This is a genomic window from Streptococcus sp. HMSC057G03 (genome assembly GCF_001808745.1).
GTDB lineage: Bacteria > Bacillota > Bacilli > Lactobacillales > Streptococcaceae > Streptococcus > Streptococcus parasanguinis_Z.
Genome location: NZ_KV794418.1, coordinates 42,936 through 54,939, shown reverse-complemented (window position 1 = coordinate 54,939; position 12,004 = coordinate 42,936). Strand labels below are relative to the sequence as shown.

The following is a 12,004-nucleotide window of genomic DNA, read 5'->3' as shown; positions in this document are numbered from 1 at the left end:
GAATTCTAACGAATTACCGATTTCTGTCCCACGCTCTCTTTTGCTTTGTAAAGGCCCCTCTTAGTCGCAATTTCTTTAGAATTAAGGTACAATAAGAATACAACTTTACACGTATTGGAGGAGCAGATGTTTAAGTGGATGAGACGCCTGATTGGCATGGTGATCGTTTTATTTATTTTATTAGTGGTCCTGTTGGTTCCTGGATCTATTCCTGAAGGGGAGCAGCTGAGAAATGTGCAGGCAGGGAGTTCTTTGATTGAGCTGGCTCAAAATGCAGTTTCAAATGCTTCTGTGAGCACTGAAGGGGTCTCAACTGAGCTAAGTCTCAATTCTGTACAATTAAGTCAGGTCGTCAAAACAAGTGCTGGATCCGCCCTTGACAATTCTGACTATCAAAAGATAGCATTAGGAATGGATGGCAATGACCTTCACGTCAAAGTTCCTGTATCATTAGGGCCAGTCGATAGCTATCTAGATTTAACCATGACCGGTCAAGTTGAAAACAATGTCATGAATTTGACTGTGACAGCTGCTAAATTAGGGAAAATGCCGATTCCAAAATCCTTAGTTCTCAACTATTTGAAGGATCAATCCAATCAAAATGGAGGCGGCTTCACAGTGAACGGTGATCAGATTACGCTTGAGATCCCTCAAGCAGGTTATACTATCTCAAAAGCGCGAGTAGAAAATGGCAATGCCAAGGTGACGGTTAGTATCTCCTTATTTTAAGACTATGAAAATGGAGTTGTCATGCTTATCTTTGAATTTTGTGCAGAGAATTTAACGTTTATTGATAAGGCGATTGCTGCTGGGGCAGGTCGCATTGAACTGTGTGACAACCTGGCAGTAGGCGGGACCACACCGAGCTTAGGGGTTATCCAGGAAGCAATCAAACTGACAGAAGAGAAGTCTGTGGATCTATGTGTCATTATCCGGCCTCGTGGTGGAGACTTTGTCTACACAGATCTTGAAGTCCAAGCTATGCTAGCGGATATTCGGGCTGCGAAGGAAATAGGTGTTTCTAGTTTTGTGCTGGGTGCACTGACGAGCGATCGAAAGTTGGACCAGAGGGTCATGCAGCTTTTACTAGCAGCCTGTGGAGAGGCAGAGGTTGTCTTTCATATGGCTTTTGATGAGTTAGCTCATACAGATCAGCTAGAAGCGATTGAGTGGCTTTCTATCCATGGTGTGGCTCGAATTTTAACTCGAGCTGGAGGTCTAGGTGCCACACTAGAGCAACGTTTTGAACATTACCATCGTTTATTAGATGCGGCTAAGGGAAAGATTCAGATCCTGCCAGGTGGAGGTGTGACCCTTGACAATCGTCAGCTCTTTTTGGAGCAATTGGGCGTTTGTCAACTGCATGGCACGCGCATTGTGTTTTAAAAAAGAAACGATCACTGCTTGAAGTAGTTTTGAAGATCCGTTATCAAGGTTGGGGACGTTGTTCCCAGCCTCTTCTAGTGCAAAAATGAATAAGGGAGAGAAATTGTTTTTAGAGAATTATTTTGACCGCTACACTTTTCAGCCAGAAAAGGGAATGGCTTATGGATTTGAGAAAATAGAGGCAGGCTATGAGTATCAGTGCCCCGTCTTTTCGGACACATTTCTCTTAAAATTCCGAGTCTGCGACCAGAAGATTTCCTTTCGGGTCTATGATCAGGATACAGGGGACGAGTATATCCAGATCCATCTGGAACAGCTACAAGGAAATTTCGTTGGCCAAGTCAGAGAAGCCTGTCAAGAAAGTCTTGCAAGGATCCGCCAAGCCTGTTTTGAGGTAGAAGATTTTCTCTATCCTCAAACCAAGCGTCTCATGGCCTATATTTCCCAACACTATCAGGGAACGATTGAATATTTGTGGGAAAGATCTCCTGAATCTGGTGCGATTCGCCACCGAGACACCCTCAAGTGGTATGGTGTCTTTATGACCATTAATTGGAAAAAACTAGATGCTGGCAAGTCAGGGAAAATAGAAGTTTTGAATGTCAAGTCTGATCAAGTAGCTCAGTTCGTTCAACAAAAGGGGATATATCCAGCTTTTCATATGAATAAAAAATATTGGGTGAGTATCCCGCTCGATGGAACAATTGCTGATGAGGAGTTGTTTGCTCTAGTGGACAGTAGCTGGCAACTCACCAAAAAGGGGAAATAAGATGCATCTGTTAGGGAAATTATCTTGGTTTTTTAAATTAGAGAAGAAGCATTACTTCATCGGGATAGGGTCCTTGATCTTGGTTAGTTTTTTAAATCTCATTCCTCCAAGAATCATGGGACTTGTGATTGATTTGATCGATAAAAGAAGGCTGACACTTAGGCAGTTAGTTGTGGATATCGCCCTTTTGGTCCTCGCAGCTCTAGCCATGTATGGCCTTCGTTTTGTTTGGAGACGCTATATTTTTGGGACGGCCAATAAGTTGGCTCGGATCTTGCGTTACCGTTTGTTTCAGCAATTTACGCTCATGTCTCCGTCTTTTTATCAGCGTTATCGGACAGGGGATCTCATGGCCCATGCTACTAATGATATCAATGCGGTAACCATGTTTGCTGGTGGTGGGGTTATGTCTGCTGTAGATGCTTCTGTGACAGCCTTGGTGACCCTAGTCAGCATGTTTTTCATGATTGATTGGCGCTTAACCCTCTTAGCTATTTTGCCCCTACCGGTCATGGTAGTAGTAACTTCGGCTATCGGACGCAAAAATCACAAAGCCTTCAAAGAGGCCCAAGAAGGCTTCTCAGAGCTGAACAACTTTGTTCAGGAATCAGTATCAGGAGTCAAGGTGACCAAATCCTTTGGCTTTCAGGCAGATGAGATTCAGGCTTTTGAAAAAACCAATCAAATGGTCTTTTCAAAGAATATGACTTCAGCCGGTTACAATGCTTTGTTTGATCCGACCACTCTTCTTTTTGTCGGTCTCTCCTATGTCTTGACGCTCTACTTCGGGGGGCTATTTGTTCAGGAAGGGAGCCTGACGGTTGGACAAATCGTAACCTTTATAACCTATCTCAATATGCTCGTCTGGCCTCTTCAAGCTATGGGCTTCTTGTTTAATATTAGTCAGCGTGCTAGCGTTTCCTATGATCGGATTGAGACACTTTTAGCAGAAACACCTGATATCCAAGATCCAAGTCAACCAGTCAAAAACATTCAAAATGGCGATCTGGAATATGACATTGAAGAATTCGCCTATGAGAAAGAGCCTGTCCTTGAAAAGGTTGTCTTTCATTTAGAAAAAGGGCAAACCCTTGGAATTGTGGGTCCAACTGGATCTGGAAAGACCACCTTGTTGCGTCTCTTGCTTAGAGAGCACGACTTGGAGCAGGGAGATATCTTGCTCAATGGAATCTCCATCAAACATTATCGCTTAGAAGATCTTCGAAGCTTGATCGGCTACGTCCCTCAAGATCAGATTCTCTTTGCCATGACCATTCGCGAGAATGTCGCTTTTTCAGATCCACAGATCAAGGAGGAAGAGGTGATGAAGGCTCTGAGAACTTGTGGAGTCTATGAAGATATTCTGGCCATGCCAGACCAGATGGAGACAGTGCTAGGAGAGAGAGGGGTCTCTCTTTCTGGCGGACAAAAGCAACGGATTGCCATGAGTCGTGCTTTGGTCATGAATCCTGAGATCCTGATTTTGGATGATTCCCTGTCTGCAGTAGACGCTAAGACGGAGCATCAGATTATCGAAAATATGAAACAGGAACGCAAGGGGAAAACAACCATCATCACAGCTCACCGCTTATCAGCGATCGTTCACGCGGATTTGATTCTGGTAATGGAAAACGGACAGATCAAGGAGAGAGGAAATCATGAGGAATTAATGGCTCAAAAAGGTTGGTACTATGAAACCTACCAAGCCCAACAATTATCAGAAGAAATGGAGGGAAAGCTGAATGAAAATATCTGAAGCTCATGTTATGAAGCGGCTCTTGACTTACATGTGGCGTTATAAATGGTTAACGGCCCTAGCTTTAGCCTTTACCTTCCTGACTAGTCTGTTATTGACGGCGATCCCTCTTGCAGCACGCTGGTATATTGATCACCTAGTGGATCCAACAGAAGCAGGCTCTCCAGTACTGACAGCTTTTCAGTTTCTCATTCTCTACTATGGGTTATTCATTGGGCGCGTGCTGGCAACTTACCTGAGTCAATTAACCTTTGCGCGTGTATCCAATTCTATCGTAAGAGACATCCGTCTAGATATTTTCCAAAATCTTCAAAGGCTGGGCATGTCCTTTTATGACCAGACAGCAGCAGGTTCAATTGTTTCGCGGGTGACCAATGATACACAGGCAGTCGCAGATATGTTTTCTACGGTCTTTTCAAGCCTGGTTTCATCCTTTTTACTCTTTCTAGTCACCCTGGTAACCATGTTTAGTTTGGACTGGCATTTGACCATTTGGATCCTGCCTTTTCTTCCCATTATTTGGTTTTCCATCCGTCTCTATCGCAAGTTATCCAATCGCTTGGTCAAGATGACCCGACAAAAATTATCAGATATCAATGTGAAATTATCGGAATCCATTGAAGGAATGCGGATCGTCCAGGCCTTTCGTCAAGAAAAACGCTTGACGGATGAATTCGAACAGATTAATGGGGAACATTTGGATTACGCCAACCGATCTGTGGATGTCAATTCCCTCTTTTTGAGGCCAGCAATGACCCTGTTACAGGTCCTGGCTTATGCGGTCATTCTAACCTTTTTTGGCCTAAATTGGCAGTCCTCTGGCTTTACAGCAGGTCTTATCTATGCCTTTATCCAGTATGTTAGCCAGCTTTTCCAGCCCTTGATTGATGTCACCCAAAATTTTGCAACCTTGCAGACCTCAACCATTTCTGCAGGTCGTGTGTTTGAAATGATGGATCGAGACGACTATGAGCCCAAGCAAGCTGGTAGCCTGAAAGAAATTGAGCAGGGAGATATTCGTTTTGAGCATGTATCTTTTTCTTATGATGGCAAACGGGATGTCCTAAAAGATATCTCCTTTGAGGTCAAAAATGGACAAACCATCGCTTTTGTTGGTCATACTGGTTCTGGTAAATCCTCTATTATCAATCTCTTCATGCGATTTTATGAATTTGATCGTGGCCGGATCTTGATTGATGGACAGGATATCAAGGACTACAGCCAGGAAGCCTTGCGCAATTCTATCGGTTTAGTGTTGCAAGAGCCTTTCCTCTATCATGGGACCATTGCTTCTAATATCCGGATGTACCATGAAGAACTGACTGATGAGGAAATCCGACAAGCAGCTGCATTTGTGGATGTAGCAGACTTTATTGAGGGTCTACCTGGTGGCTATGATCATCCTGTAACAGAGCGGGGTTCTACCTTATCGACTGGTCAGCGTCAGCTTCTGGCTTTTGCCCGGACCATTGCTGCCCAGCCTAAGATCCTCATTTTGGATGAGGCCACTGCCAATATCGACCAAGAGACGGAAGAGATGATCCAAAATTCTCTGAAGAAGATGCGCCAAGGACGGACAACCATTGCCATTGCCCATCGCCTTTCTACCATCCAAGATGCCGATTGCATCTATGTTCTCGATAAAGGAAAAATCATCGAATCGGGCAATCACGATCAACTCATTGCTCTAGGAGGAACGTATAAGAAAATGTATGACCTCCAGGCCGGTATGATGAAATAAGGAAAACAATGAGGCTGGGACAAAAGTCCTAGCCTCTCAGTTGTTTTTGGATTGTCGAGCAAGACGCAGTGGTTGAGTGGGCTCTACTACGCTGATTTTATCAGCTTTTACAGCCCTACTCAACTGTGCGGAGGTGGGGCGACGAAATCGAATTCTAACGAATTACCGATTTCTGTCCCACTCTCTTGTTTTTCTTCTTTGAAAGCTGTAAAATATAGAAAAGAACAGAAAAAGGGAGCATAAACCATGTCAAACGATCTGATCATGATGGGAGTTGTGATTGTCTTATTTGGACTCTACTTCACCCTTCAAGTTGAGCTCAATAGAGTCAGAAATCAATTTACTCATTATCTTCTAAAACCAGGTAGTATTTCCAAGGAACAAAGAGAGAAGTACCTCAAAGAACCAGAGATGGAAGCGATTCGCTTAATTCGCATCGACTATCGGATTGGCCTTCAAAATGCCAAACTTGTCTATGAGCACTTAAAGAAATAAGAAGACCCTCGTATAGTCTATACGAGGGTTTATCTTTCAAAAAAAGGCGTAAGCTTTGGTAAAACATTGGCCACATCTGCTGATTTGATCTTGGCGAGTTGATAAGGACAAGCCGTGATGTAGGCTGCTTCAAAGAAATCAAGCGGGAGTCCACTGTGTTTTACGGCAGCAAGAGATTGAACTTGGCTGAGTTCTAAAAGGATCCCGTCGTGGGTCAGGGTCAGATGGGGAAGAAGAGTAGACTGGGCCATCAAGGTCTTTAGACTGGCTTCTTCCTCTTTTTTTCTGGCTAGGAGTCGCTTTTTATTGGTCAGATACATACCGTTATCAATGTAGAGACTTAAGGCCTTTTGCATGATCAGATTGCTATCATAGTCCAGAATCGTCTTATAGGTTAAGACCGGCTTTAGAAGGGCTTGGGGAAGGATCATGGAAGTGATGCGAAGAGCAGAAAAGAGATTGGTCGAAAAAGATTTGATATAGATGACACGGTTCTTTTGATCCAAATAATGAAAAGATGGAGCATTGCTGCCATCAAGATCTCCCAAATAGTCGTCCTCAACAAGGTAGACATCATATTGGTCAGCTAGTTGCAAGATCGCTTCTTTCTGCTTGGTCGAATAGCTATGACCGAGCGGATAGTGAAAACGAGGGATCGTGTAGAAGAATTTGATATGGCCACTTTTGAAAATCTCTTCAAGCTCCTCAAGATCAATCCCCGTTAAATTACGTTGAATGGTACGGTAGGCAAGTTGCTGTGAATCTAAGAGTTGGTTCATCCGGTGATAAGTCGGTTGCTCGATCAAGATCTGCGATTTTTTATTGGGAAAGTCAATCTGGCTGAGGATATTAAGCGCCTGTTGAGTACCAGCAGTCAAAACAATCTGATCTGCAGTCGAATAAATACCTTCTTCCTTCAATAAGCCTTGAATGGATTGGCGTACTTCGAGCAAGCCTGCTTGGTCCGAAAAGTTGTTGAAGAGATAATTCTCCCGTCCAATCAAGGTTTCATTGATACAGGTCCGAAAGTCCTCGAAAGCCTGGTTGCGGTCTTTCTCTAATTTTAGTGGAAGATCCTCATGTCGATTAGGTTCTTGCTCCAAAACATAGTAGCCACTTTGAGGCTTAGCATAGAGGAAGTGCTGGTAAGTCAAGTCCAGCAAGGCTCGTTGCACTGTGTCCTTGCTACAAGAAAATTGACCGGCTAACTGGCGAACAGAAGGAATTTTCTCTCCAGTCTCCAGTTCGCCATCTTGAATGGCTTTTTTTAGAACATGAATAATTTGTTGGTATTTGCTCGTCTTCATCTTGACTGTCCCCATACAGTTTTTTACTATTGTACAGAAAAAATCACAAAAAAACCACTCATAAGAGTGGTGAGCGTATTACATAAAGTAAACGATGGCTAAATACTGAAGGGCAGAAGCAGCAAGGATGAAGAGGTGCCAAATCATATGGAAATAGGGTTTCTTCTTAGCATAAAAGCCAGCTCCCACCGTGTAGCACAGACCGCCCATGAGCATGAGCCCCCAGAAGATAGGGGTAGTTTGACTAACAATTTGGGGAATAATAAAGATAACCAACCAGCCCATGATCAAGTAAAGAGCTAGGCTGAATTTTTCATTGACTTTTTTAGCAAAGATTTTGTAGAGGATGCCAAAGATAGTGGTTCCCCATTGGATTAAGATAATGCTGTAGCCCATCCAGTTGTTCATCAAGGTGAGGACAACTGGCGTGTAACTGCCTGCGATCGCAATGTAGATCATGGAATGGTCGATAATGCGAAGCACATACTTTTGTGGAGAATCATAAGACATGGCATGGTAGATAGTCGAAGACAGAAACATCAAAAAGAGGCTAATGACAAAAATAGAAGTCCCAAAAGCACTAAGAAAACCGTGTTGCTCAAAACTGTAGACTGCTGAGATCGGAAGCAGGATGAGCATAAGGAGGGCGCCAACAGCATGGGTTACGCTATTGGCGATTTCCTCGCCAAAAGATAATTTTTTACTAAGTTTCATGGTATAATTCATCAGTTTCTTCCTCCTTGTTTGCTGGTTGTATATAAGATAGGGTTTCTAGATAAAGTTGAACTGTCTGACAGGCAGAGCGAATAATGGGTGCAATCGGCTCTTTTTGCTCATTGAGATAAGCAACAAAGCTATTATAGAGAAGATCTGAGCTTGCCTGGTCCTGTAAGAAATTTAAGGTAGAAGCGATCTCCTGAATAGAAAAGACCGTTTTTAAGGTTGTAATAGCGATCAAACGAGCCACCTGTCTACGCTGGTATTTCTTCTTATCTGGTTTTTCAACATAGCCATGTTTTACGTAATTATTGATCATGGCAGCCGTCAAGCCCTTGTCAGAAGAAGAGAGGACAGGTGCACAGGTTTTATTGACATAAAGAAGGACCTGATCAAGATAGAGATCTAGCTCAGGTAGTTGCTCCCACGTTGGATAGGAAAAAGTGGACACGAAATCTTCACCTTTCTTTAATCTAGTTTTCATAACTAGATAATAACATTTATAAAAACTCCTGTCAAGAAAATTTGAAAAATATGGTACAATAGACCTATGAAACTATTAATTCCATCCGCCAAAGAACTGAACGAACAGGCTCGTATCGTCGAGCCCCAACCCTTGTCAGAGAACACAAAAACCATCCTTCAAGCTATGAATCAATTCTCGCTAACAGAATTAGCGACCTTTTACGGGATCTCAGAGGAAAGAGCTCTAGTAGAAAAGGAAAGAATTGGGGCTCTGTTAGCTGGGAGTGCTAAAACCTATCCTGCTTTGGAACTGTTTGATGGCCTTATGTATCGTAGTATCGAGCGTCAAGACTTATCCGAAAAAGAGCAGGCTTATCTGCAGGAGCATTTGTTAATCACGACTGCTTTATATGGTGTGCTACCTGCCTATGAAGGGATTGCTCCCCATCGCTTGGATTTTATGATGAAGCTAAAACCAGCTGGAAAATCTCTAAAGGTACTCTGGAAAGAGGACTATGATCAGGCAGTAGAAGATGAAGAACAGATCTTATCTCTTTTATCTTCTGAGTTTGAACAAGTCTTTTCAAAAGCCATTCGTGAGCGAATGATTCGGATCAAATTCATGGAGAATCGTGGTGGGACCCTGAAGATTCACTCGACGATTTCAAAAAAAGCACGTGGGGCCATGGTGACAGCTATGATGAAGGAAGAAATCATCCATCTAGAAGATCTGAAATCATTAGAAGTAGCAGGTTTCTCTTATCGTGAGGATTTATCGCAAGAGAAGGAATGGGTCTTTGTGAAAGAATAAATAAAAATATTCCTGAGAAGCGTCAGGAATATTTTTTTGATCTGTTAGATAAAGAGAATGCACGATGAAAACTCCAAAATAGAGGATTTTGGAGTCAGAATCGTCTTGAGCAGTAGGCTTAGGCGATATGTTTGAATTTCTTCAAGAGTTCTGTCAACTCAGCTTGCTCGCCACTATTAAAGACTTGCATCAAGCGTTGAATATTTTTGATATGATCTGGAAGAGCTTCTTCGATCTTTTTACGACCGGCATCTGTAATAGATACAAGATAAGCACGGCGGTCTTCTGGATCGGTTTCGCGTGTAATCCAACCATCGCGGACCATATTGCGAATAACCACAGTCATATTTCCAGAGGTCGCAAGAATGCTATCAATCAGATCTTGAATGCGGAGATCGCCTTTGCTGTACAAGGTCTCAAGTACAGAGAATTGAGTTGGTGTCAACTGGTGCTTTTTAAAGATATGAGCCTCAGAGGCACGGATCAATCGTTCTGCCTTGTGGAAGACGATCATGGTTTTTAAATCTACGTTTGCTTCTTTGAATAATCTCTTTAAATTTTCCATATCTATATTTTATCAATAAATAGTATTTCTGTCGTTTAATTTTATTTTCAAATTAGTTACAAAATTGTGACAAATTTATTAAACTATGAACAAATGATAGCAAAGGTGTTAATTTTACTTTGTTTATCAAACAATTTTATACTAAAACATTGTAACAGGTATGAAATATTAGTAACAATTCTTTCTTGAAAATCTATAGAATTCTAGGTGGCTTTGGTGTATAATGAGGGAGTGAAACAGAAAAATAATCTTTTTATAATATGGCAACATATAATAGGAGTCTGTATCTTAGTGTTGACGGTCCTTTTTTCTTGGCTATTTCTTGCTGAAAAAACTTCTGATCGCTTGCAGGATCAAATGGCGCAAGCAAGAAAAATAGCTCTGTCTCACTCTTCGATTGCGACCATTGAGACGGAGAGTTTCTTTCATGGCAAAGAAGCGTATCTTTCCTTCATTGGCAAGGACCAAGAGGGGCAAGATCTAGCGGTTTTGGTGGCGCAGGCGGATGATGCAGTCTACACCTACCCTTTGAAAGAAGGAGTTAGTTCCAAAGAGGCAGCTTCTGTCGTCAAAGAGAAGAGTCAGGACGCGATTGATCGGGTAACTTTTGGACGCTTTAAAGGCAAACCGATCTGGGAAGTCAAGGCTGGGAGCTCTTATTATGTGGTGGATTTCAAGACTGGGAAAGTCACCGGTGTTTTTTAAGATTTGAGGAGGAAATATGAAATTATCAAATCGTGTATTGGAAATGGAAGAAAGTGTGACCTTGGCTGCAAATGCGCGTGCCAAAGCTTTGGCAGCAGAAGGTCGTGATATCTTAAGTTTGACCCTGGGTCAACCTGACTTTGCGACTCCAAAAAATATTCAAGAAGCAGCAGTCGCATCGATCGAGGATGGTCGCGCTAGCTTTTATACGGTAGCATCTGGACTTCCAGAATTGAAGGATGCCATTAGCGACTACATGAAAGAGTTTTATGGCTATGCTGTGAACCGGAATGAAGTAGTGGTCGGTACTGGTGCTAAGTTTATCCTCTATGCCTTCTTTACTTCTGTCATCAATCCAGGTGATGAAGTCATCATTCCAACCCCTTGCTGGGTTTCTTATGTAGACCAGGTGAAGATGGTAGAAGGCACACCTGTTACTTTCCAAACAACAGAAGAAAATCACTTCAAGGCAACGGTAGAGCAATTGGAAGCAGCACGGACAGACAAGACAAAAGTTGTTTTGCTGAATTCGCCATCCAATCCAACAGGAATGATCTACAGTAAAGAAGAACTCGAAGCAATCGGAAACTGGGCTGTCGAGCATGATATCTTGATTTTGGCAGACGATATCTATGGTCGATTGGTCTATAATGGCAATACCTTTACGCCCATTTCTAGCTTATCAGAAGCGATTCGCAAGCAAACCATCGTGATTAACGGAGTTTCTAAAACCTACGCTATGACTGGTTGGCGGGTTGGTTTTGCTGTAGGAGATTCTGAGATTATCGGAGCTATGGCCAAGGTGATCAGCCAAACAACTTCCAACTTAACAACCGTTTCCCAATATGCCGCCATCGAAGCCCTCACAGGAGACCAATCTTCTATTGAGATCATGCGTCAAGCTTTTGAGGAACGCTTGAATACTATTTATCCTTTGTTGAATGAAGTACCTGGTTTTGAAGCCATCAAACCTCAAGGAGCCTTCTATCTCTTCCCAAATGTCAAGAAGGCCATGGAGATGAAGGGCTATACGGATGTGACGGAATTTACCACAGCAATTTTAGAAGAAGCAGAGGTTGCTTTAGTAACGGGAGCTGGCTTTGGTGCCCCTGAAAATATTCGCTTGTCTTATGCGACAGATTTGGACACCCTGAAAGAGGCTGTTCGCCGACTCAAGGCCTTTATGGAAAAATAAAATCGCAAGATCCTTAGTAATGAGCTGAGGATCTTTTTCTTTAAAAAAAATCTGGTTTTCACAGGTAGAGCCTAGCACTGAAAGCCTTTTTA

13 protein-coding genes are annotated in these 12,004 nt (G+C 42.6%); 9 read left to right on the top strand and 4 right to left on the bottom strand.

Annotation, left to right across the window (positions count from 1 at the left end; all coding sequences use genetic code 11):
* The first annotated feature begins 126 nt into the window (after positions 1-126).
* The 6 genes from HMPREF2686_RS02255 (at position 127) to HMPREF2686_RS02230 (ending at position 6,147) form a co-directional block, all read left to right on the top strand.
* Positions 127-729: a hypothetical protein gene (locus HMPREF2686_RS02255; protein WP_049506546.1), complete on the top strand. Its 603-nt coding sequence runs from the start codon at positions 127-129 to the stop codon at positions 727-729.
* 21 nt (positions 730-750) lie between these two features.
* Positions 751-1,386: a copper homeostasis protein CutC gene (locus HMPREF2686_RS02250; protein WP_049506545.1), complete on the top strand. Its 636-nt coding sequence runs from the start codon at positions 751-753 to the stop codon at positions 1,384-1,386.
* An 85-nt stretch (positions 1,387-1,471) separates the two neighbouring features.
* Entirely contained in the window at positions 1,472-2,155 is a 684-nt protein-coding gene (locus HMPREF2686_RS02245) for an MmcQ/YjbR family DNA-binding protein (protein WP_049506555.1), read from the top strand.
* A 1-nt stretch (position 2,156) separates the two neighbouring features.
* Positions 2,157-3,911 carry an ABC transporter ATP-binding protein gene (locus tag HMPREF2686_RS02240; RefSeq protein ID WP_049506544.1) on the top strand — a complete coding sequence of 585 codons (1,755 nt, stop codon included), beginning with the start codon at positions 2,157-2,159 and terminating at the stop codon, positions 3,909-3,911.
* Positions 3,898-5,652, top strand: coding sequence for an ABC transporter ATP-binding protein (locus HMPREF2686_RS02235; protein ID WP_070449055.1), 1,755 nt, complete (start codon positions 3,898-3,900; stop codon positions 5,650-5,652). Before HMPREF2686_RS02240 ends, HMPREF2686_RS02235 begins: the two co-directional genes overlap by 14 nt.
* A 246-nt stretch (positions 5,653-5,898) precedes the next feature.
* Complete coding sequence (locus HMPREF2686_RS02230; RefSeq protein ID WP_049506456.1) at positions 5,899-6,147, top strand: hypothetical protein; 249 nt, start codon at positions 5,899-5,901, stop codon at positions 6,145-6,147.
* A 29-nt stretch (positions 6,148-6,176) separates the two neighbouring features.
* Here HMPREF2686_RS02230 and HMPREF2686_RS02225 read toward each other — a convergent pair whose 3' ends face one another.
* The 3 genes from HMPREF2686_RS02225 to HMPREF2686_RS02215 form a co-directional block, all read right to left on the bottom strand.
* Positions 6,177-7,469, bottom strand: coding sequence for an aminotransferase-like domain-containing protein (locus tag HMPREF2686_RS02225; RefSeq protein WP_049506457.1), 1,293 nt, complete (start codon positions 7,467-7,469; stop codon positions 6,177-6,179).
* Positions 7,470-7,532: 63 nt separating this feature from the next.
* Entirely contained in the window at positions 7,533-8,180 is a 648-nt protein-coding gene (locus HMPREF2686_RS02220; protein ID WP_049506458.1) for a PAQR family membrane homeostasis protein TrhA, read from the bottom strand.
* Complete coding sequence (locus tag HMPREF2686_RS02215) at positions 8,158-8,655, bottom strand: DUF1836 domain-containing protein (RefSeq protein WP_049506459.1); 498 nt, start codon at positions 8,653-8,655, stop codon at positions 8,158-8,160. The genes HMPREF2686_RS02220 and HMPREF2686_RS02215 overlap by 23 nt, the downstream gene beginning before the upstream one ends.
* 66 nt (positions 8,656-8,721) lie before the next feature.
* Here HMPREF2686_RS02215 and yaaA point away from each other — a divergent pair, with 66 nt between their 5' ends.
* Entirely contained in the window at positions 8,722-9,447 is a 726-nt protein-coding gene (gene yaaA, locus HMPREF2686_RS02210; protein WP_049506460.1) for a peroxide stress protein YaaA, read from the top strand.
* A gap of 118 nt (positions 9,448-9,565) precedes the next feature.
* On the opposite strand, the gene HMPREF2686_RS02205 is transcribed toward yaaA, so the two are convergent.
* Positions 9,566-10,012, bottom strand: a complete 447-nt coding sequence (locus HMPREF2686_RS02205; RefSeq protein WP_003001765.1) for a MarR family winged helix-turn-helix transcriptional regulator — start codon at positions 10,010-10,012, stop codon at positions 9,566-9,568.
* Positions 10,013-10,303: 291 nt separating this feature from the next.
* Here HMPREF2686_RS02205 and HMPREF2686_RS02200 point away from each other — a divergent pair, with 291 nt between their 5' ends.
* Together HMPREF2686_RS02200 and HMPREF2686_RS02195 are read left to right on the top strand one after the other, a co-directional pair.
* On the top strand, positions 10,304-10,717 hold the full coding sequence (locus tag HMPREF2686_RS02200) for a cell wall elongation regulator TseB-like domain-containing protein (protein WP_049506461.1): 414 nt from the start codon (positions 10,304-10,306) through the stop codon (positions 10,715-10,717).
* Between the two features lie 16 nt (positions 10,718-10,733).
* On the top strand, positions 10,734-11,912 hold the full coding sequence (locus HMPREF2686_RS02195; protein ID WP_049506462.1) for a pyridoxal phosphate-dependent aminotransferase: 1,179 nt from the start codon (positions 10,734-10,736) through the stop codon (positions 11,910-11,912).
* Positions 11,913-12,004 lie beyond the last annotated feature (92 nt).

What these genes read in the sequence shown, in the direction of transcription:
- HMPREF2686_RS02205 (WP_003001765.1), bottom strand. Translation starts at nt 10,012, where the DNA reads ATGGAAAATTTAAAGAGATTATTCAAAGAAGCAAACGTAGATTTAAAA.
- yaaA (WP_049506460.1), top strand. Translation starts at nt 8,722, where the DNA reads ATGAAACTATTAATTCCATCCGCCAAAGAACTGAACGAACAGGCTCGT.
- HMPREF2686_RS02225 (WP_049506457.1), bottom strand. Translation starts at nt 7,469, where the DNA reads ATGGGGACAGTCAAGATGAAGACGAGCAAATACCAACAAATTATTCAT.
- HMPREF2686_RS02220 (WP_049506458.1), bottom strand. Translation starts at nt 8,180, where the DNA reads ATGAATTATACCATGAAACTTAGTAAAAAATTATCTTTTGGCGAGGAA.
- HMPREF2686_RS02240 (WP_049506544.1), top strand. Translation starts at nt 2,157, where the DNA reads ATGCATCTGTTAGGGAAATTATCTTGGTTTTTTAAATTAGAGAAGAAG.
- HMPREF2686_RS02215 (WP_049506459.1), bottom strand. Translation starts at nt 8,655, where the DNA reads ATGAAAACTAGATTAAAGAAAGGTGAAGATTTCGTGTCCACTTTTTCC.
- HMPREF2686_RS02235 (WP_070449055.1), top strand. Translation starts at nt 3,898, where the DNA reads ATGAAAATATCTGAAGCTCATGTTATGAAGCGGCTCTTGACTTACATG.
- HMPREF2686_RS02230 (WP_049506456.1), top strand. Translation starts at nt 5,899, where the DNA reads ATGTCAAACGATCTGATCATGATGGGAGTTGTGATTGTCTTATTTGGA.
- HMPREF2686_RS02245 (WP_049506555.1), top strand. Translation starts at nt 1,472, where the DNA reads ATGAATAAGGGAGAGAAATTGTTTTTAGAGAATTATTTTGACCGCTAC.
- HMPREF2686_RS02255 (WP_049506546.1), top strand. Translation starts at nt 127, where the DNA reads ATGTTTAAGTGGATGAGACGCCTGATTGGCATGGTGATCGTTTTATTT.
- HMPREF2686_RS02250 (WP_049506545.1), top strand. Translation starts at nt 751, where the DNA reads ATGCTTATCTTTGAATTTTGTGCAGAGAATTTAACGTTTATTGATAAG.
- HMPREF2686_RS02195 (WP_049506462.1), top strand. Translation starts at nt 10,734, where the DNA reads ATGAAATTATCAAATCGTGTATTGGAAATGGAAGAAAGTGTGACCTTG.